Genomic DNA, 18,168 nt, shown 5'->3' on the forward strand with positions numbered 1-18,168 from the left:
TCATAACAATGACAGGCGGCATTCTCTGGCTCAGCTTGATACTGCTTCTTATCTCCTCAACCACAAGACGCTCCGGGATATCCGGTGCAGGATGGATGCTTCTCGGGGTATACTGGCTCATGGAGGCGTGGCACTACACCTCGATAAAGGATTACTTCAACGTGATGGTGGTCATTGGAGCTGCTGCGGTCTCGTTCTCCTTCAGCTGGAGGATTCTGTCTGGGGAAATGTCAGAGACAGCTGAATGGATCAGCATGGCAGCCGCCATCTGCGGTCTTCTCTACTTTCCTTTTGCAGAGGTTCAGACTCTCTCTGAGCTTCTGATAAGATGGACGACGCTTCTTACATTCTGGCTGCTTGCCGGTCTCAATGTTCCGGTCTCGATGGAGAGCTGGAATCTCCTGGCGCTCAACGGCCGATCTGTGGAGATCGTGCTCGCCTGCACCGCCATTGAGAGCATAGCGCTGTTCGCAGGCGTGATCCTCTCGGTCAGAGCCCCCCGGGCAAGAAGGCTCGGCGCGCTCATGCTCTCCACGGCGGCGATATACATTCTCAACATCGGGAGGAACGCATTCGTGCTCCTCGCGTACGGAGAGGAGTGGTTCGGCCAGGAGAGCTTCTATCTTGCGCACAACGTTATCGCCAAGGTGGGCTCAACCCTGGTGCTGCTCATCATAGCGTACATGGTCTTTGCGATTCTCCCAGAGCTGCTAGTGCTGATCGATGATCTCTTCGCCGAGCTCAGGGCATCGAGGAGGGCGGAGGTTTGAGCTTAAGGCTCGCCCCGGGATCGCTGCCATGGGTTGTAACACCATTCGCAGCATCCCTTATGATCTACCCGTTCAGCACCGCGCTTTCACTGATCTTTTTGTTCGTAACGGCTTTCATGATACACTTCCACCGCGATCCTGAGAGGTTTCCTGAGGGGGAAGGCATGCTCTCACCGGCGGATGGGAGGATAGTCGAGGCAGATGAAAAACACATTTACATATTCATGGGGCCGATGGATGTTCACGTTAACAGAGCACCCCTGGATGGAGTGGTCAGGAGCGTCGAGTTTCGTGGCGGAGATCACTCGCCCGCGTTCCGTCACCCCCTCAAGAACGCGCACAGCATCATCGAGATCGAGAGCGAGATGGGGCGCTTCACGCTGAAGCAGATCTCCGGAATGGCCGCCAGAAGAGTGGTCTGCTGGGTATCACCCGGCGACAGGCTGAGGCGCGGCCAGAGGATAGGCATGATCAGATTCGGATCGGGAGTGATAGTCACGGCCCCACCGGGATACAGGATCATCGCGCGAAAGGGATCCAGGGTCCGCGCCGGCCAGACCGTGATAGCGGAGCTGAGGGAATGAGGCTCAAAGCACAGGATCTTCTCTCCCTCATGAACGCGATATCAGGGTTCAGCGCCATGATTTTAGCTCATCTCCAGATCCGCGATCTCTCCGTGCTCATGCTTATGGCAGCAGCGCTCTTTGATGGTGCCGACGGCATTGTTGCGAGAAGATCCGAGCAGAGCGAGCTCGGCCCACATCTGGATTCGCTCGCTGATGTGGTCTCGTTTGGGGTTGCTCCTGCTCTCATGACGTTCTTCCTTCTAAAAGAGCCGTACCTTCTGATGCTCAGCGCACTGTACATGCTCTGCGGAATGCTCAGGCTCGCGAGATACAACATCTCCCCGAAGGAATGGGCGCACTTCGAGGGGCTCCCCATAACAGCTGCAGGTCTGATGCTTGGCGTCAGCATGCTTCTGGATTCGCTCATTTTCACCTCCTGTCTGATGATCCTTCTCTCGGCTCTCATGGTGAGCACCCTGCCGTATCCAAAGCTGAGGGACCCGAGGGTTGTTTTTGTGTGCATGATTGTTGGAGCTGCCGCGCTTTCAGCGCTTCATCTTTCAGGTATGAGGGCCTCAGCGATCGTCATCCTGATATCAATGGCGTTTTATCTGATAGTGCCGGTGGTGATACCGTGTACACGCCGAGGGAGATAGCGGCATTCGAGGCTGGGATAAAGCTGGGCGCTCTCTACCACCAGTTCGTCGGCACGCCTGTCAGTGTGAAGACCGCGGACTCGCTGGAGCGGGCCATCGAGCGATCGATATCCCTGCAGCCGTATGTGAAATCTGTGAGCGTGCGCATAGACAGAAGCATGCTCAGTGGGAACGTCTTCGGCTACTCAGAGCTCTCCGGCAAGATGATAAGGGCAGCGGTTGAGATTGCGTATGAAGGAGCACGCGTGAGGGCCGTTCTTGAGTACGATCCCGAAAAGGATTACCCGATGATGCATCTGGAGTAACTGATGCATTGCTGTTTGCCTCTGGAAAGGAGATCAATATGTTGTGGTCACTCCCATTATGGCATCACCGCCCATCTCGGTGATGCGGCTGCCCATCTAGAGCCTGCTTGAAGCCATATCTGCTTTGCAGCATGCTCTCCAACACGCTGGTACTGCCGCGGCCGTATGGATTACTTTTTTATGTCCACTTCCCTTTGTAGCATTGGTGCTGATCATGAGCAAGGTAACTGTAAGCCTTATCAAGGCAGACGTGGGCGGATGGCCCGGGCACGCCTCTGTGCATCCAGCGCTGATCGACAAGGCTGAGGAGGTTCTGTCTGAGGCGAAATCCGCGGGCACACTTATCGACTTCAAGGTCATGGCATGCGGCGACGATCTCGAGCTTCTGATGACACACAGGCTCGGAACCGATGAGGCTGAGATCCATGCGATAGCCTGGGAGACGTTCGAGAAGGCGACCGCAGAGGCGAAGAGCCTGAAGCTCTACGGCGCGGGGCAGGATCTACTCTGCGATGCGTTCTCCGGCAACATCCGCGGGATGGGGCCTGGTGTCGCTGAGATGCAGTTCACAGAGCGCGACGCCGAGCCGCTGGTCGCGTTCATGATGGACAAGACCGAGCCTGGGGCGTTTAACCTTCCAATCTTCAGAATGTTTGCAGATCCCTTCAACACTGCAGGTCTTGTGATAGATCCGTCACTCCACAACGGCTTCATCTTCGAGATATGGGACATTCTGGATCACAAAAAGGTATTCATGTCATGTCCCGAGGAGATGTACAACATCCTGGCGCTCATCGGGGCGAAGAGCAGGTATGTGATAAAGAGGGTGTACCCAAAGCCCGGAGGCAAGCTCCCCTCAGAGGAGCCTGTCGCGGTTGTGAGCACTGAGAAACTTTACCAGACCGCGGGGACGTACGTCGGAAAGGACGACCCGGTCGCTCTTGTCAGGGCACAATCAGGGCTTCCCGCGCTCGGAGAAGTCCTCGAGCCCTTCGCCCTGGGCCATCTGGTATCGGGATGGATGCGCGGCTCACACAACGGCCCGCTGATGCCATGCGCCTTCGAGGATGCTCATCCCACAAGATTCGACGGCCCGCCGAGGGTGATCGCAGCTGGATTCCAGCTCTGCAACGGACTTCTCATAGGGCCTGTGGACCTCTTCGCAGATGTCGCATTCGATCTCACCCGGATGAGGGTGCTGGAGATCACGGACTACATGAGGGCGCACGGGCCGTTCGAGCCCCACAGGCTGCCGCTTGAGGACATGGAGTACACGACCCTCCCGCATGTGCTGAAGAGGCTCGCGGAGAGGTTCGAGCCTGCTGAGTGAAGTCAAGCATTATCAACAGCTCCCCCCAGGAGCTGTTTTATTCAGGAGATGCAGATGAGAGAGAGATTTGATGAGATGGGGCCTGAGCAGAGGCTTGAGTATGTCATAGAGAACCTGAGAAGCCTCCCGGCTGAACTTGTGGAACCTGCGATAGACCTCTTGCTGAGGGCGAACGAGATCGAATACGCTGTAGTGCTCTGCAGGGAGCATGGCATGATCCAGAGGGCTGTCGATATTCTGGTGGATGCTGGGGACTACCTCTGGGCCGCTCAGATCACGAAGAGCGCGGGATCCCCTGAGGAGGCGGAACGGCTGCTGCGCAGCGGTCTCGAGTACTACATATCGATGGAGATGTACGGAAGGGCCATAAGCGCTGCAACTGCCCTGAACCTGCCTCCGGATCAGATAGACGCCCTCTACAGGGAGGGCATCGCCTTCGAGAGCAAGAGCATGGATCTGAGCAGGGCACATGCAGCCCTGGAGAGCATGATGTCTGCTGTTGCGATGCTGGAGACCGATGAGGAAGTGAAGAGGGAGCTGATGGATGCGATACAGGAGGAGCTTGACAGAGAGCGCGGCTCAGCTGAAGCGACAGCTCCGCCCGCGAACAGGTCCCAGCTCAGAAGAGAAGATGACAAGATCGATGGAGACCGCTTCTGCTGAGGGTCGCCGCAGCGGTTACTGGTGGGCGATGTCTCCTCGTCGCTCTTATCCATTTGATGACTTGCCGGAAGGAGGTGTGGTCATGCTATGCATTCGTATCGATTGAATGAGTGCTATCACCAACCAGATCGCATGCCCTACACGTTGCTACGCACATATGAGCGCTCCTCATTATGAGGTCGTGGGCTCGAATAGCTGAATGATTCTGCCAGAGCGATGTCGGGCGCAGGTTGCAGAGGTGGTGTGCGCCGGACGCATCAAACTGATTTCATCACCATGACCGCCATGCCATCCCCCTTCGGGACCGCCCTTTCTATATCGTCCGCTATCTCTGATGCACTCTTTGTTCTGGAGCCGCGAGCCACACCTATCAGACGCTCCAGGTCGAAGCCCTGCGCCTCTATCATGCCCTCAGAGTAGATCACAAGGACATCTCCCTTCGAAATGGGTCGGCGCTCATACCCGAGTTTGAGATCGTCCCTGATCGTCATGGGTATCCCATCGCCGCAGAGGGTATCCACGGATCCATCCCGGCTCACCACAAACGGCGGAGCGTGGCCTGCATTTGAGTACACCAGCTCCCCCTGCCCGTGATCGAGGACCGCGTAGAAGCAGGAGATGGGGGATGATGAGCTCTTTGCCAGTATGCTGTTCGCGCGCTTTATCACCTCATCCGGGTGCTGAGATGGAAGCGCTCTTATAACCGCTCTGGCGATGGCAGCGAGGACGGCAGACTCCATCTCCTCCCCATTTGCTCTACCCATGCACAGAGCGACCTTTCCGTGCTGGATCTCCAGAACGTCGTGGAACGTGCTTCCTCTCGATATCTGGCGAATGCTGAGATCATATCCCTCGATGAGAGGAAGAGTACCGGCAGTCAGATACGTGTCAAATGATTTTAATACAGAGCTCTTGCACTCCTGTGATCCCCTTGCATAACTCTCCGCTTTGGCCCCCTCGAGGAGCGTTCTGAGAGACTGGCGCATAGACTCAATGGATTGCACAATCCCCTCGATATCGCACTCCACAGGCACGCGCCTCTCCAGCTCACCCCCGCCGATGCGCTGCAGTGCATCAGATATGCAGCCTGCAGATCTCCTGAGCTGCCTGCGGATCATTATTCCTATCAATCCGAATGCCACACCAGAGATGATTATCAGTAACAGTCCTTTTGAGAACATTGCCGCTGTGCTGCTGCGCAGGAGTTCCACGGCTCTCTGACTGAGAGCGTTCGCGCTTCTCTCCACGATGCTTAGGGGAACCATCATCCGCTCGGATGGGTACGCAACAACGACTGTCCACCCAACACTCTTCACGGGCGAATAAACCACAAACCAGCCCCGGCCATCTATCATGAGATAATCCGAGCCGCTCTTACCCTTTGATATACGATCGCCGAGCTCCGCTAATGCAGAGATGTTGGATTTGTAGAGGTTTCCGGAGAGGAGCAGATTGTCCCATGGGGCATCACCCCTCCGGACCTTGGGAATCATCACCACATCGCCACTTCTGTTCACTATGAATGGATAGCCGCTGCCTCTGAGCATCGATAGATCTGAGTAGAGATCTGACAGAGATACCTCTGATGCAGCAACGCAGTAGAGTGTGATATTCCAGTATGCAGGCGTTGCGCACATCATGTGCATCTCGTCTCCGGGAATCCATACAGTTCCGCCGGCAGCCTGTGCCGCATTGTACCATCCCAGTGATCTGAGTTCGGATGCGTTTATGGCATAATTCCTGATTCCATCTGTCTCCGGCCATGAAGCTATTCTTCCATCAGCGGTCGCCAGGTATATTCGCTCGATCGCGCTGTTCCTCTTTATCGCCCTAGCTAGGGTCTGTGAGAGGGGGCTGTTCGGATCTGCCACTCGATCGATATCAGAGAAACCGGAAGCAGCATAGTCTGCCACGAACTGATTGCTCTCCGCGATCCTCCTGAAAAACTCCTCGTACTGCATGGCCTTGGAAGAGACGATAAGCTCCTGGTCTGTTGCGCCCGAGGAGTAGTTTACTGCGGTGCTGTTTATATCGCCAAGCTGCTCCTGTATCGGCCCCACCATTCTGCTGACCTCTGTATTGAAGAGCAGCCCCATAATTGCGGCAGGTACCACTGCTGCAATCACCATGATCACGATCAGAGTCGAAGATATGGGCGGTCTCATCATAATAGTTCACAGTTTATTTTATGCTGTACAGCATGAACGCAGTTTGCAATTTCTGTAATTCATTTCCTATAAACCATTTTTCAAGCCTGGTGCTTGGCAGCGTGAAGAATTTACTCTGTTAGCAAATCAGGTGCGCACTACTGAGGCGCTGAAGGCATACACACCATCCGATAAAACCGCCGGTTATGGAAGGAGATAAGTCGCTGAATACAGAAGAGCGGAGCCAGGCGCTATTGTGTTGTCAGCTCTCCGCGATCCTCCTGAAAAACTCCTCGTACTGCATGGCCTTGGAAGAGACGATAAGCTCCTGGTCTGTTGCGCCCGAGGAGTAGTTTACTGCGGTGCTGTTTATATCGCCAAGCTGCTCCTGTATCGGCCCCACCTTTGGAGAGACAGGCTGTCGGAAGCGCTCGTTGCTGGGCGTGCATCGCAGAACCAGCGTATCTGCGGGCAGGTTATCATATGTATAGGGGCGGAAACCACCAGCGATTGTCGCCCCCTCCTGCTCACCTTCTTCCTCTTACCAGGATGCATTGCCGGGCATGCGATCTGCGCTGCCCATCCCTGCGGCAGTTAGGGCACAGATCCAGCCAGCTCTTCTGGAACCTCGCGGGCATGAGAGCTGCAACATGCTCGATCTCCCTCTCCGTGGCGAATGGTTCTCCGCAGATGCTGCATCGCTTCATCCTGAACGCGAGCGTGATGCTCTCAGTTGTGAGAGCAGAGGATATCGCACCTGTCGGGCATGTCTCGATCAGCCTGTCTGTCAAGTCCTCATGTGGATGAAACGTTATGCTGCGCATCTCTGCATCCTCTGATATGGATATGCTGCTCGATATCGCCGAGCACGCGCGGCAGCCAATACATTTTTTCTCATCTATCTTCATATCCTCACCAGCCTGGCCGCCAGAGCGCCCGCAGCCCTCCTTCTGGTGGATCTGGAGACCACATCTACATCACCAAGCCGAAGAGCCTCCGCCGGACATGTCATGACACAGATCGGCGTCTCCTTCTCAATACAGAGATCGCATCTCTGTATCATTGAACGAAGCTCTATCGCCCCAAAGGGGCATGCAACTACGCACAGTCCACAGCGTGTGCAGAGATCCTGATCGAATGCAACCATATCGCCATCCAGCCTCAGTGAGCCGGTGTAGCAGACAGCGGTGCATGGAGAGGTATCGCACTGATGGCAGTACACAGGCACAGCTGCCAGATCGCCCACGATGCCCACAGATATGCGTGGATGCCCGTGCTCCCTCTCGCACGCGACCTCACATGAGCGGCATCCGATACACCTCTCAGGGTCCAGGTATATCTTCGCCATCAATCACACCTCCTGATCCTGCACGCGGCGACCTTGAGCTCGGGCATCATAGCTTTCCTGTCGAGAAGCTCTGATGCGATCAGGTTCGTCTCCGGGAAGTGGAATGGCATGAACAGTGTCCCGCGCTTCTGTCCTTGAGTGATCTGTGCTCGCGCCCTTGCTCTGCCCCATCTAGTCTCGACCATGACGGCATCACCATCAGCTAATCCGAAACGCATAGCGTCATCTGGATTCACATCGATGTGAATCTCCGGCTCTCGTTTCACAAGCCCTTCACTTCTCATGGTCATCGATCCTGAGTTGTAGTGGAGAGCCACACGCCCTGTGATAAGGATCAACGGGTACTCTGTGGATGTGCGCTCAAGCGCTGGGTGATGGACTGGAATGATTCTCGCTTTTCCATCCGGAGTGGAGAACCTCTCCCTGTGAAGCAGAGGAGTCCCGGGATGATCCTTATGCGGGCACGGCCAGATGATCCCGCCACGAGCTCCTGCATTGCTCCTGCTGATGCCGCGGTATGCTGGAACCGCCTGGTTTATCTCCGCCAGAACCTCATCCGGTTCGGATGCGAGATCGAATCCGATGCGTGCCGCCACCTCTGATAGAATCCACAGATCCATCCTCGCTTCCCCGGGAGGCTCTCCTGCTCGATATATCCACTGGACCCTCCGCTCTGTTGATGTGATTGTGCCTTCCTTCTCCGCCCATGCAGTCGCTGGCAGCACAAGATCCGCAAGCTTTGCGGTGTCGGTCATGAATATGTCCTGCACGACCATGAAACCTCTCTTCAACCTCCTCCGGGATACAGTGGGATCTGAGTTCACGATATCCTCGCCCATCACGTAGAGGAACTTGAGATCCGCGTCTGGCATCAGATCAGCGGTAAGTCCGCGCCCCATCGGAAGGGATCTCGCATTCCATAAACGCCTGAGATCATCGATCGCCCTGGAATCTTCCACAGATCTCCATCCGGGATAGAAATCCGCCAGAGCCCCCATGTCGCACGCTCCCTGGACGTTGTTCTGCCCCCTCAGCGGAAATATACCGGCGCCAGGTCTTCCAATCTGTCCGCAGACGAGGGCGAGGTTCGCGCATGCAGCCACATTATCTGTTCCGCATGTGTGCTGTGTGATGCCCATGCAGTAAACTATTGAAGATGCAGGAGATCTCGCATATAGCCTCGCGGCTCTGATGATATCTCCAGCACTCAGGCCTGTTATCGCGGATACCCTCTCAGGGGTGTAATCTCTGAGATCGAGATTCTCGAATCCAATGGTTCTCTCATTTATGAATGCCCTTTTCTCCAGCCCCTCTCTTAGTATTACGTTGATCATGCCGTTGATGAGCGCGATATCTGTGCCAGGGTTGAGCTGCATGTGGAGATCTGCGAGCCAGGAGGTTGGTGTCACCCTCGGATCTGCTACGATCACAACCGCGCCCCTGTCCTTCGCTCTCAGGATCCACCTGGCTACCACAGGATGGTTCTCAGCCAGGTTCGATCCGATCACCAGAATGCAATCAGAGAGCGCTAGATCTGATATTGGATTGGTCATCGCGGGGGTTCCGAGCATCTCGCGCAGCGCGATGATCGTCGGCGAGTGGCAGCGTCTTGCGCAGTTATCGATGTTGTTCGTCCCCATCAGTCGCGCGATCTTCTGGAAAATATAGTTCTCCTCGTTGGTGCATTTTGCGGATCCTAGGAATGCAAGGGCCTTCGGCCCTCTCTCCCGCAGAACCTTCTCCATCTCCTCTGCCACTCTGTCAAGCGCCTCGTCCCAGGATACTCTTATCCAGTCCTTTCCGACCCTCATCATCGGATACCGCAGCCTCTCCACGTGATTCAGGATATCAAGGGCTGCATTACCCTTCGCGCAGAGAGCCCCCTCATTGACAGGGTGGTCGGGCATGTACTCCATGCCGTTCCGGGTTATGTAAAACCCGCAGCCCACAGCGCAGTAGGGGCAGACTGTGGGTGTCCTGCCGCTCATTTCATCACCGACTGCTGACAGCCACACCCCGCGCGACCTTCAGAGCGGATTCTGCCCTCTTCGAGCTCGAGATCTCTTCAACATCCCCGTAGATCAGGGCGCGTGTGGGACATGCGCTGACGCAGGCAGGTACCTCCAGGTCCGGGCACCTGTCGCATTTTATAGCAACACGAGCCCTTCTGTCCCTGCCAATCACTCCGTAAGTGCAGACAGAGGCGCACGTCCAGCAACCGATGCAGATATCCTTGTTGTGCCTCACGACTCCAGAGATCGCGTCCTGCGTCAGAGCTCCAGTGGGGCAAACCGCAACGCACGGCGCATCCTCGCAGTGTCTGCAGAGTATGGGCACCGCGAGAGAGTACTCTGGAACGTGCTCCACGAAGAGACGCTTCTGCGGCATCTCTGACAACGCTCTGAAGAGATCCCTGCTCTGGGAGTGCTCAACAGCGCATGCTATCTCGCAGGAGCGGCAGCCCATGCATCTCTCCGGGCGAACAAGTATCTCCTTCATGGTCACACCTTCAGACCCAGCGCCCTTCTCTTGCTCTCAATGTGTTCTATAATGAGTTTGGATGCCTTGAACGGATCCGGCTCTACTGCAAACGTCGCCCCAACAGCATCGCCGAGGTCCTTCGTCAGGATTCTCGTAACCACAGGGCTTCCGAGAACAGGCGGAACCGTGCCCAGCACTGTAAACACTCCGGATGCAACAACATATGCCCCGATGCTAACCGCCTTCTCGCTCATCCACTCTGGAGCCGCGCCTGCCACTGGAAGATCGCTTATGTCCACGCCAAGCTTGTTTGCGATCGCTGCTGCCACTACAAGAATTCTGCTTATGTCAACGCATGAGCCCATGTGCAAAACCGGCGGGACGCCGAGGGACTCGCAGACACCTCTGAGACCGTCTCCGGCCTCCTTTGCAGCCGCAGGCCTGAGCAGACCTGCTTTTGCGCAGGCGATCGCGTTGCATCCTGTGGTTACTACGAGCACGTTGTTCCTGATCAGCTCCCTGACGAGGTTGACGTGACCATGGTCGTGCGGAACCTTTGGGTTGTTGCACCCGACGACCGCCGCGATGCCCTTTATGGATCCGTTTACTATCGCATCTATCAGCGGCTGCGGTGTTCCGCCGAGCGCCTTCAGGATGGCCTCGACGCTGAACCCAACCATGCACTCGCTCCTCTCCCTCGGTATGAGAACTCTGCCCCTGTCCCGCTTCGGGTAGTTCTCGACCGCGGTTCTCACGATCTCCCTTGCGATCTCTGCTGCCCTCTCCTCGCTGAACTCCATCCTGAGCGCCCCGGGGAACTCTGCCTTTGGAGAGGTCGAGATGAACTTCGTGTGATAGCACGCGGCGAGGCCGCCTAGCGACGGCATGATGCACTGCACATCAACCACCATCGCCTCAACAGCGCCCGTGATTACAGCGAGCTCCTGCTGGAGGAAGTTTCCTGCAACTGGAATTCCATGGCGCATCAGCACCTCATTTCCGGTGCAGCATATCCCAGCGACGTTGATTCCGTTAGCTCCGACACTCTTTGCGAGCTTGATCATCTCCGGATCTGATGCAGCTTCAACAATCATCTCCGAGAGGATGGGCTCGTGGCCGTGGACGATTATGTTAACTTCATCCTCCTTCAGCACTCCCAGGTTCGCCTCTGATCTCCTGGGAGATGGCGTTCCAAAGAGAATATCCTGCACCTCTGTCGCAATCATCGACGAGCCCCAGCCGTCGGCGATGCTGGTTCTCAGCCCATGCTGCAGGATGTGAAGCGGGTCGTTGTCCACACCCATATGGGTGCGGTGCATGCACTCCACGATCTCCCTGTCGATGCCTCTCGGGCTTATCCCCAGACTCTCCCAGATCTTCCGGCGCTTCTCCGGGGCTCTGCGGGTGAGCGTCACATATCCCTCCTGCCTTCCGAAGTCTGAGAGAAGGGCGTTTGCTAGATCCGCTGCACCTCCCTGCTCCCCCCAGCTCGAGATGTTGTACTCGGCTGCAAGCTCTCTGAGCTTCGCCTCATCCCTGATCTGATAACTCCTTGCCCTTCCCTCTAATGCCTCTTTGAACACTATGACTGCATCCCTTGCATGGTCAGCATGTGCTGCTGCGCCTGCAGCTATCATCCTCAGGAGGTTGCGCGCAACAATGATGTCAGCTGTCGCGCCACATACGCCCTTATCAGGTCCATCCCCAAAGGGATCTATTCTGCATGGACCCATGTTGCAGTTGCGGCAGCAAATGCCGAGCTGTCCGAATCCACACTGCGGTTGCTGTTTATTGAAACGATCCCAAACAGTCTCCAGCCCAGCCCTGCGTGCCTCGAGCAGCATCTTCGTGGTGGCCGGATCGATGCTTTCCGTTGCAGTTTTGTTCGCCATTTCTGGCCCCCCTTTAATGAGCATGTCTCAAATAGCCAGCCGCAACAGGCCGCATGCAGATCCAGCCGAAGGCAAGAGAGGATCATCCTATCGCAGTCGATTACTGGTGCTGTTTTGAGACACCTTCGATCACAGATCTGCTTATACCTGCCCCGAATGCAGATTTGTGAAGTGTGTGCGTATGCATAGCATGCCATTGTATGACATATAAACATATGGGTACTTAACAATTTTATGATAGAAGTTGACAGCGTGCGCCGCCAGCATACTATTACGCTGCTGGCTGGCGCCGCTCTGCTGTTCTCGCAGTCTCCAGATGAGATACCTGCCAGAACATGTCCGACCAATAGACGGGAGCTGCTGTGTTGATAACTTTTTAAAATTACGTCTTATGATATCAATTCCGATCTATTCTCCACACGTTCCAGGAATCTGTATACCGATTTTCATGACATATCCAACACAGCAACGAGAGACAAAAACCTTACAGCTCTTGTTTATCACAATTACTTTTCGCTTATTAGCATAAGTCTCCCTGCCATAAAGCAACGCTTATCTTCATGCAGCACAATAGAAATTTTTATGCCCAGGATAGAGATTTCAGAAAACTCAGGTGCTGAGGAGCTGGCACCCATTGCAATCGCCATAAACGAGATACTCAACCTCCCGGTCACAATGAGAAGCGCCGGAGCCAGGGGGGTGAGAGTGGAGAGGGGAAAGGTGGTCGATGACGACTACACAGGCCCTGTCCTCGAGGACGTTCTCAGATCTGGAAGAGCAATGAGAACGATACCGTCAAGCGGTGCCTTCAAGGGGGTTCCGGTATCAGTCGCGCCGATCAGGCTCAAAGATCGTGTTCTCGCTGCCGTCGGCGTGGTCGATGTCGTTGGCACAATCGATATCCCCGAGATCTTCGGAGCATACGTGGATGTCGTGAGACAGGTTTCGGAGCACAGGAAGCCCTGAACACATGCGGATCCGCAGAGCTTGCATTGAGGATCTCGACAGGATCGTGGAGATCGAGAGGCTCTGCTTTCCAGAGGAGGTCCTGTTCACAAGAGGTCTCTTCTCATTTCTTTTGAGAAATGCGACAGCCCTTGTGGCCTGCGATGACGAGATCATGGGATTTGTGATAGGGTATCTCTCCGGAAGAACAGGCGTGATATATACGCTCGATGTGCATCCGGATCACAGACGAAGAGGAGTGGGATCAGCGCTGCTAGATGCCATCGAGAGGGAGATGCGGGCAGCCGGTGCGAGGCGGTTCAGGCTTGAGGCCGATACCTCAAACAGGGCTGCGCTGGAGCTCTATCACAGATCTGGCTATGTCGAAGGTGAGGTGCTCAGGAACTACTACGGTTACGGTAAGGATGCAGTCAGGCTCTGGAAGGAGATATGAGTGGTATGCGATCGAACGATATGCGAGATGCATGTCTGTTTTTCGTATGCATGATTTTGTGCACGCTCTGGTGCGATGCGGGCGCAGAGACGATCACACTCGGACAGGTGGGTATATACATCGACATGAGCTGCGTGCCGGATCCGTATGTTGTAACTCACGAGGCGATAAAGGAGACGCATTGGCCAGAGCAGATCAACTGCACGGTCCACACAACCACCATCGGGCATGCGAATGATGTCATCCTGGAGCTTCACAGGCTGGATGAAGCGATAAATGTGAGCGTGGAGAGGATGCTCTTGTTCGCCGAGCATCTTATCCCCCTGGGGTGGAGCACGGAGCATGTGGATTTTGATGTGGCTGGGCATAATGGAGTTTTAATAAATGCGACGGATCTGTACTACCCAAAGATGCGCCTGATATGTTTCAGCCCTGACGGCGACGATGGTTGGGGGCGCGAAATAATCGTGGCACGGTCAACGATATGGGGCAACCGCAGCATCGATCTATTCAGATCGATACGTCTACTGTAAAGATCATGGGCATGCAGCCCTGCAGCATCGAGCGCCGATTCGATGATGCTCGATTATGCCAGCCCCAACTCACATCTGCGGAGCGCCTCTGCTAAGTGTCTTCTGCCCCATCATCCGTTCTGATTAAGTACCCCCTCCCATAAGATCCTGACATGCGATACAAGAACGTGTGCGACAGGGTTTATGCGGTTGGAGGCCCTGGCATCACAGGCGGCGATGACTGTTGCGTCTATCTCGTCGACTGTGGTGCCGATCTCGCTCTCATCGATGCAGGCCTGGGAAGGAGTGTTGATAACATCCTGAGAAACGTCCAGTCCGCAGGATACGAGCCGCACTGGATAAAGTACATAATAGCGACACACTGCCACATCGATCACATCGGGGGTATAGCGCCGATTGTGAATCTTTACGGTCCGAAGGTCATTGCGCACGAGCTGGACAGGAAGGGCATAGAGGAGGTGCATGATGATCTCACCGCTGCAGATCTTTACGGCGTTAAATACACACCGACGAAAGTCGACATATCCCTCAGGGGTGAGCATGAGATGATCCGCATCGGAGACGTAGATTTCCACATGATCCACACGCCAGGCCATACTCCGGGATCCATATCACCCTTCATCGACACAGATGATGGCAGGGTTCTATTCGGGCAGGACATCCACGGGCCGTTTTCTCCACGATGGGGCTCGGACCTGGCGAAATGGAAAGAGTCGATGGAGAAGATCCTCTCGCTGAATATCGATGTGCTCTGCGAGGGGCATGCTGGCGTCTACAAGGGGGAGAATGCGAGAAGGTACATCGAGTCGTACCTCAAAAGATACGGGCAGTCTCGCAGCGTCTAGCAGGCGGAGCGACTCGCATGGATGGAGCATGTCATTATCCGTTCTGCTCAAAATGGTTAAGACCGATGAGTGAGAACATCTGCACGTGGAGATGATTATGTGATCGAGCTCGGCATGCTTCTGCTTCTGATCGCGGTCCTGATTGGTCTCTTCGTGATCCTGAAGTCTCTCAGGACCTTTGTGGTCAATGCCCTGATAGGCCTCTTCGTCCTGTACCTCGCAAATGCAGCTGCGGGTCTCGGCATAGGATACAGCTGGCCTGTTGTCCTGATATGCGCATTCGGCGGAGCGCTCGGCGCCCTGATGGTGATAGCGCTTCATATCATGGGATGGGCGTTCTGAGAGTCTTTCCGTACCGGTTTCACAGAGCAGGCCAGATCTCCAGGAAGAGCCAGTACACGGCCAGGTTCGCTGCTGTGAGAGGGATCCCCGCCTTCACGAACTCAAGGAATGTTATCGTGGCTCCATCCTTCTCTGCGTTCTGAATTATTATGACATTGCTCGCAGCTCCAAGTACCGAGAGGTTGCCTGCGATAGTACTTCCAGCTGCCAGCGCAACCATCGTCTGGGCAGTCGCCCCGATCTGATCGAGCACTGGCAGGTACAGGGCGACAAAGGGCACGTTTGAGACCAGCTGGCTCAGTGTGACGCTCAGCCCGAGAACCATGGATACGGAGGCGATGCCATCGCTCTCCAGACTCAGAGACTCCTGGATGAAGCCCGATCTCCACACAGCCTCCATAAGAACAAACATCGATGCGAAGAATATCAGCGTCTCCCAGTCAATGCCCCTGAGCATCTCCCACCTCCGGTTGCTCAGGGTGATGACAGGGAGAGCTGCTGCCACCGCAATGTACGTCAGCCTGAACGATTCCCCTGCGCCCAACATCACGGCCACTATCTTCAGGAGTATGAGAACCACTATCGTGGCGAGGGAGATCCTGCACACTCGTGCGAGATTCTCATCGCTGAGCGAACAACTCACGTGTATTTGATCCAGCCTCCTGAACTCATTCCTGTAAAAGGCCTTCATCAGGAGATAGACTATGAAGAGGTTGATGCATGTAGGTATGAACAGATTGCCGAAGAAGTCCGCGAAGGGATTATCCAGCCCACCGTCGATCGCTATGAGCAGGTTCTGCGGGTTGCCGATCGGGCTCATCGCGCTTCCTATTGTCACGGCGAACGCCAGCGAGAGGAGCATGAGGGCGGGCGCCACTCTGTGAAGCCTGGAGAGGTAAAGCACCACAGGGGTGCCTATTATCGCTATGGTGTCGTTCATGAGAAACGCAGAGAGCATGCCCATCCCAAATAGCAGCATTATGAGAAGCTCATCTGTGCTGTCAGCTCTTCCGAAGAGCCTGTTCGTGAGGTAGAATAGATAGCCGCTCTGGCGCATCGCCTCCCCGACCACGAACATGCCCGCGAGAAAGATCATTACATCTGCGTTGATCGATCTTATGGCATCCACGGGGGATATCTCGCCGAGCGCGACAGCAGCAATAGCTCCGCCTGTCATTATCTGCCATATCTTAAGCCTGATCCCGCCGACCTGCCTGAACGCTATGAGCACGAGAACCAGAAGAAGAATCAGCGTTGAGATCAACTGTGGGTCATCCCAATCCATCGAATTCGTGGACTGAAACTGCTCCACTGTACTCTATGATATAAATCTTCTGCTCCAAGCAGAGGCGTGTTGGAGCTCGATCCGCGAACCTGTCCGAATAAGGACTGCGATCTTATCCATTTGATGACTTGCCAGAAGGAGCTGTGGTCATGCTATGCGTGGCGAATGAATGAGGTCGTCACCAACCACATCGCATGCCCTACAAGTTGCTACCCATATATGAGCGTAAGGATTGAGTATCTCCTCCCATTCAAAAGCAGCACGCCACAGATTCATGAATTCAGCTCTTATTCGGACAGATCCATCTGCAGAATCCTCTCGCAGAAGGTCGGCATCACAAAAATATATACCCAAAAAAAAAAGATATCGTTGTGAGCTGCTATGGAGGATATCTCGGATCGCATCGCTGCGCTGGCTGCAAGGGCGCTCGAGCCGATCATCTCTGCGATGGATGCTGTCGAGATCTCATGTGAGATGGAGGCTGATGGCAGGCGCTGGATGCTGGAGGCGAGCGATGCGCACATATTCTGCCGCATGGGCATTGCAGACTGCCTGGAGCTCCTGGAGAGGAGTGCGGAAGAGCTTGGTGTGCCGCTGGAGGAGGAGCTAGTCGTGAGGCATCCCGAGATGGAGTTCGGCGAGAACATGGTCACCGGCTTCTTCGAGGCCTGGAGAGGAGTGGCGGTCAGAAGGAGGAACCCCATGGAGGATATACTCGACGCCCTCATCTCCGAGCTCGAGATGCGCGGGGTGAGCATATCTCTGGATGAGGATTTTCTGCTGCTATCCAAGCGCAGATCGATGCGCTGAACCGCTCTCGGCTCAGCCCTGCAGCGGGCTCATGCCTCTGCTCCTCACATCGATAAATGTGGGAAAGCCCCTTGCATTCAGCTCATCCTCGCCGAGAAGAATGCTGTGGCCCTGCGAATCACACGCTCTCAGCCATGATATCCGCCACCTACCAGGCTCCGCATCCGCCGGTATCCTGATATCACCCCGGTAGACGACTCCGCCGGTGCTGTCAGCGGTTGATGTCTGGTTCAGCTGCACCTCAGCCGACATCCCTCCGGAGGGGCTGACGAGCTTTATCAGCGGGGGAGATGCTCCGATCTCGGAGAGCGTGAGCGATATGTTAAGAGTATCCAGGCTTGCATTCATCACGCGGGGCTCGATCGTGAGATTCAGCAGATAGGGCCCGAGCCTGGCATCAAATTGAGAGTCGATGCCCTCCGCCACACCGCCCGACGGATCGCCGCTCGCGAGGACTATCCTCTTCTCGATCGAGAACACCCCTACCATATCCTCGGTCCTGAATCCATGAATTGCAGGATGGAGCGACGCGTCCTGAGCCTCAGCGGTTCCGTATGAGATGTGCGCCCATGCCAACGATCCTGAGATCATGAGGAAGAGCATGCAGACCAGAAGCAGCGCATCTCTGCACATCTGCCTGCGAGATGTTGCTCATCGTAGAAGAATTTTGCTCACGGCCGGTGGGAGCTGTCCGGATGGGTGCTGATGTCGGAAATCTGGACCTTACAGCCTTCAGCAGTCGAAAACACCCAATCCTTATTCAGACAGGTCCGGCCAGTGTGTCGCGCATCGACTC

At 55.3% G+C, this 18,168-nt stretch carries 21 protein-coding genes; 12 read left to right on the top strand and 9 right to left on the bottom strand.

Annotation, left to right across the window (positions count from 1 at the left end):
- Nucleotides 1–8 precede the first annotated feature (8 nt).
- The 6 genes from artA (at nucleotide 9) to MTHE_RS06960 (ending at nucleotide 4,290) form a co-directional block, all read left to right on the top strand.
- Nucleotides 9–770, top strand: coding sequence for an archaeosortase A (gene artA / locus MTHE_RS06935; RefSeq protein ID WP_175265900.1), 762 nt, complete (start codon nucleotides 9–11; stop codon nucleotides 768–770).
- Nucleotides 767–1,354, top strand: a complete 588-nt coding sequence (locus tag MTHE_RS06940; RefSeq protein ID WP_011696498.1) for a phosphatidylserine decarboxylase — start codon at nucleotides 767–769, stop codon at nucleotides 1,352–1,354. Before artA ends, MTHE_RS06940 begins: the two co-directional genes overlap by 4 nt.
- The gene (pssA, locus tag MTHE_RS06945; protein WP_011696499.1) at nucleotides 1,351–1,992 is read left to right on the top strand and encodes a CDP-diacylglycerol--serine O-phosphatidyltransferase; all 642 of its coding nucleotides are present in this window, start codon (nucleotides 1,351–1,353) and stop codon (nucleotides 1,990–1,992) included. Before MTHE_RS06940 ends, pssA begins: the two co-directional genes overlap by 4 nt.
- Nucleotides 1,971–2,297, top strand: coding sequence for a dihydroneopterin aldolase family protein (locus tag MTHE_RS06950; protein ID WP_011696500.1), 327 nt, complete (start codon nucleotides 1,971–1,973; stop codon nucleotides 2,295–2,297). Before pssA ends, MTHE_RS06950 begins: the two co-directional genes overlap by 22 nt.
- Before the next feature lie 214 nt (nucleotides 2,298–2,511).
- Nucleotides 2,512–3,627, top strand: coding sequence for a fructose-1,6-bisphosphate aldolase/phosphatase (gene fbp, locus MTHE_RS06955; protein ID WP_011696501.1), 1,116 nt, complete (start codon nucleotides 2,512–2,514; stop codon nucleotides 3,625–3,627).
- 54 nt (nucleotides 3,628–3,681) lie between these two features.
- A complete protein-coding gene (locus MTHE_RS06960) occupies nucleotides 3,682–4,290 on the top strand; it encodes a hypothetical protein (protein ID WP_011696502.1) in 609 nt (202 codons plus the stop codon).
- A gap of 257 nt (nucleotides 4,291–4,547) precedes the next feature.
- Here MTHE_RS06960 and MTHE_RS06965 read toward each other — a convergent pair whose 3' ends face one another.
- The 7 genes from MTHE_RS06965 to cooS form a co-directional block, all read right to left on the bottom strand.
- Nucleotides 4,548–6,458, bottom strand: a complete 1,911-nt coding sequence (locus MTHE_RS06965; protein ID WP_011696503.1) for a SpoIIE family protein phosphatase — start codon at nucleotides 6,456–6,458, stop codon at nucleotides 4,548–4,550.
- Nucleotides 6,459–6,699: 241 nt separating this feature from the next.
- The gene (locus tag MTHE_RS06970; protein WP_175265902.1) at nucleotides 6,700–6,840 is read right to left on the bottom strand and encodes a hypothetical protein; all 141 of its coding nucleotides are present in this window, start codon (nucleotides 6,838–6,840) and stop codon (nucleotides 6,700–6,702) included.
- Between the two features lie 124 nt (nucleotides 6,841–6,964).
- The gene (locus MTHE_RS06975; protein WP_011696504.1) at nucleotides 6,965–7,345 is read right to left on the bottom strand and encodes a 4Fe-4S ferredoxin, iron-sulfur-binding; all 381 of its coding nucleotides are present in this window, start codon (nucleotides 7,343–7,345) and stop codon (nucleotides 6,965–6,967) included.
- Nucleotides 7,342–7,785, bottom strand: a complete 444-nt coding sequence (locus MTHE_RS06980) for a 4Fe-4S binding protein (RefSeq protein ID WP_011696505.1) — start codon at nucleotides 7,783–7,785, stop codon at nucleotides 7,342–7,344. The genes MTHE_RS06975 and MTHE_RS06980 overlap by 4 nt, the downstream gene beginning before the upstream one ends.
- A complete protein-coding gene (gene fdhF, locus MTHE_RS06985) occupies nucleotides 7,785–9,773 on the bottom strand; it encodes a formate dehydrogenase subunit alpha (RefSeq protein WP_011696506.1) in 1,989 nt (662 codons plus the stop codon). Before fdhF ends, MTHE_RS06980 begins: the two co-directional genes overlap by 1 nt.
- Before the next feature lie 4 nt (nucleotides 9,774–9,777).
- On the bottom strand, nucleotides 9,778–10,284 hold the full coding sequence (locus tag MTHE_RS06990) for a 4Fe-4S dicluster domain-containing protein (protein ID WP_011696507.1): 507 nt from the start codon (nucleotides 10,282–10,284) through the stop codon (nucleotides 9,778–9,780).
- A gap of 2 nt (nucleotides 10,285–10,286) precedes the next feature.
- Nucleotides 10,287–12,158, bottom strand: coding sequence for an anaerobic carbon-monoxide dehydrogenase catalytic subunit (gene cooS / locus MTHE_RS06995; RefSeq protein WP_011696508.1), 1,872 nt, complete (start codon nucleotides 12,156–12,158; stop codon nucleotides 10,287–10,289).
- Between the two features lie 582 nt (nucleotides 12,159–12,740).
- On the opposite strand from cooS, the gene MTHE_RS07000 reads away from it, so the two are divergent.
- The 5 genes from MTHE_RS07000 to MTHE_RS07020 all read left to right on the top strand — a co-directional run bounded on the left by MTHE_RS07000 (nucleotide 12,741) and on the right by MTHE_RS07020 (nucleotide 15,277).
- Nucleotides 12,741–13,124, top strand: a complete 384-nt coding sequence (locus MTHE_RS07000; protein WP_011696509.1) for a DUF2111 domain-containing protein — start codon at nucleotides 12,741–12,743, stop codon at nucleotides 13,122–13,124.
- Nucleotides 13,125–13,128: 4 nt separating this feature from the next.
- Nucleotides 13,129–13,557 (top strand): GNAT family N-acetyltransferase, encoded by a 429-nt coding sequence (locus MTHE_RS07005; protein ID WP_011696510.1) that lies wholly within the window; start codon nucleotides 13,129–13,131, stop codon nucleotides 13,555–13,557.
- A 5-nt stretch (nucleotides 13,558–13,562) separates the two neighbouring features.
- Complete coding sequence (locus MTHE_RS07010) at nucleotides 13,563–14,090, top strand: hypothetical protein (RefSeq protein WP_011696511.1); 528 nt, start codon at nucleotides 13,563–13,565, stop codon at nucleotides 14,088–14,090.
- A gap of 152 nt (nucleotides 14,091–14,242) precedes the next feature.
- The gene (locus MTHE_RS07015) at nucleotides 14,243–14,935 is read left to right on the top strand and encodes an MBL fold metallo-hydrolase (protein WP_011696512.1); all 693 of its coding nucleotides are present in this window, start codon (nucleotides 14,243–14,245) and stop codon (nucleotides 14,933–14,935) included.
- A 69-nt stretch (nucleotides 14,936–15,004) separates the two neighbouring features.
- Complete coding sequence (locus tag MTHE_RS07020) at nucleotides 15,005–15,277, top strand: pro-sigmaK processing inhibitor BofA family protein (protein ID WP_232840840.1); 273 nt, start codon at nucleotides 15,005–15,007, stop codon at nucleotides 15,275–15,277.
- Between the two features lie 19 nt (nucleotides 15,278–15,296).
- On the opposite strand, the gene MTHE_RS07025 is transcribed toward MTHE_RS07020, so the two are convergent.
- Nucleotides 15,297–16,541: an anion transporter gene (locus tag MTHE_RS07025; protein WP_011696514.1), complete on the bottom strand. Its 1,245-nt coding sequence runs from the start codon at nucleotides 16,539–16,541 to the stop codon at nucleotides 15,297–15,299.
- A gap of 402 nt (nucleotides 16,542–16,943) precedes the next feature.
- Between MTHE_RS07025 and MTHE_RS07030 the strand changes: the two genes are divergently transcribed.
- Nucleotides 16,944–17,372, top strand: coding sequence for a hypothetical protein (locus tag MTHE_RS07030; RefSeq protein ID WP_011696515.1), 429 nt, complete (start codon nucleotides 16,944–16,946; stop codon nucleotides 17,370–17,372).
- Nucleotides 17,373–17,384: 12 nt separating this feature from the next.
- Here the strand turns inward: MTHE_RS07030 and MTHE_RS07035 are convergent, their stop codons facing one another.
- Complete coding sequence (locus MTHE_RS07035) at nucleotides 17,385–18,005, bottom strand: hypothetical protein (protein ID WP_011696516.1); 621 nt, start codon at nucleotides 18,003–18,005, stop codon at nucleotides 17,385–17,387.
- Nucleotides 18,006–18,168: the final 163 nt, after the last annotated feature.

This window comes from Methanothrix thermoacetophila PT (assembly GCF_000014945.1).
GTDB classification, from domain to species: Archaea; Halobacteriota; Methanosarcinia; order Methanotrichales; family Methanotrichaceae; genus Methanothrix_B; species Methanothrix_B thermoacetophila.

Bases quoted from the DNA above. Each gene is read 5' to 3' on its own strand.
- fdhF (WP_011696506.1), bottom strand. From the start codon at position 9,773: ATGAGCGGCAGGACACCCACAGTCTGCCCCTACTGCGCTGTGGGCTGC.
- MTHE_RS06990 (WP_011696507.1), bottom strand. From the start codon at position 10,284: ATGAAGGAGATACTTGTTCGCCCGGAGAGATGCATGGGCTGCCGCTCC.
- fbp (WP_011696501.1), top strand. From the start codon at position 2,512: ATGAGCAAGGTAACTGTAAGCCTTATCAAGGCAGACGTGGGCGGATGG.
- pssA (WP_011696499.1), top strand. From the start codon at position 1,351: ATGAGGCTCAAAGCACAGGATCTTCTCTCCCTCATGAACGCGATATCA.
- MTHE_RS07015 (WP_011696512.1), top strand. From the start codon at position 14,243: ATGCGATACAAGAACGTGTGCGACAGGGTTTATGCGGTTGGAGGCCCT.
- MTHE_RS07000 (WP_011696509.1), top strand. From the start codon at position 12,741: ATGCCCAGGATAGAGATTTCAGAAAACTCAGGTGCTGAGGAGCTGGCA.
- MTHE_RS07035 (WP_011696516.1), bottom strand. From the start codon at position 18,005: ATGTGCAGAGATGCGCTGCTTCTGGTCTGCATGCTCTTCCTCATGATC.
- MTHE_RS06960 (WP_011696502.1), top strand. From the start codon at position 3,682: ATGAGAGAGAGATTTGATGAGATGGGGCCTGAGCAGAGGCTTGAGTAT.
- MTHE_RS07005 (WP_011696510.1), top strand. From the start codon at position 13,129: ATGCGGATCCGCAGAGCTTGCATTGAGGATCTCGACAGGATCGTGGAG.
- artA (WP_175265900.1), top strand. From the start codon at position 9: ATGACAGGCGGCATTCTCTGGCTCAGCTTGATACTGCTTCTTATCTCC.
- MTHE_RS06980 (WP_011696505.1), bottom strand. From the start codon at position 7,785: ATGGCGAAGATATACCTGGACCCTGAGAGGTGTATCGGATGCCGCTCA.
- MTHE_RS07010 (WP_011696511.1), top strand. From the start codon at position 13,563: ATGCGATCGAACGATATGCGAGATGCATGTCTGTTTTTCGTATGCATG.
- MTHE_RS06975 (WP_011696504.1), bottom strand. From the start codon at position 7,345: ATGAAGATAGATGAGAAAAAATGTATTGGCTGCCGCGCGTGCTCGGCG.
- MTHE_RS07030 (WP_011696515.1), top strand. From the start codon at position 16,944: ATGGAGGATATCTCGGATCGCATCGCTGCGCTGGCTGCAAGGGCGCTC.
- cooS (WP_011696508.1), bottom strand. From the start codon at position 12,158: ATGGCGAACAAAACTGCAACGGAAAGCATCGATCCGGCCACCACGAAG.
- MTHE_RS06965 (WP_011696503.1), bottom strand. From the start codon at position 6,458: ATGATGAGACCGCCCATATCTTCGACTCTGATCGTGATCATGGTGATT.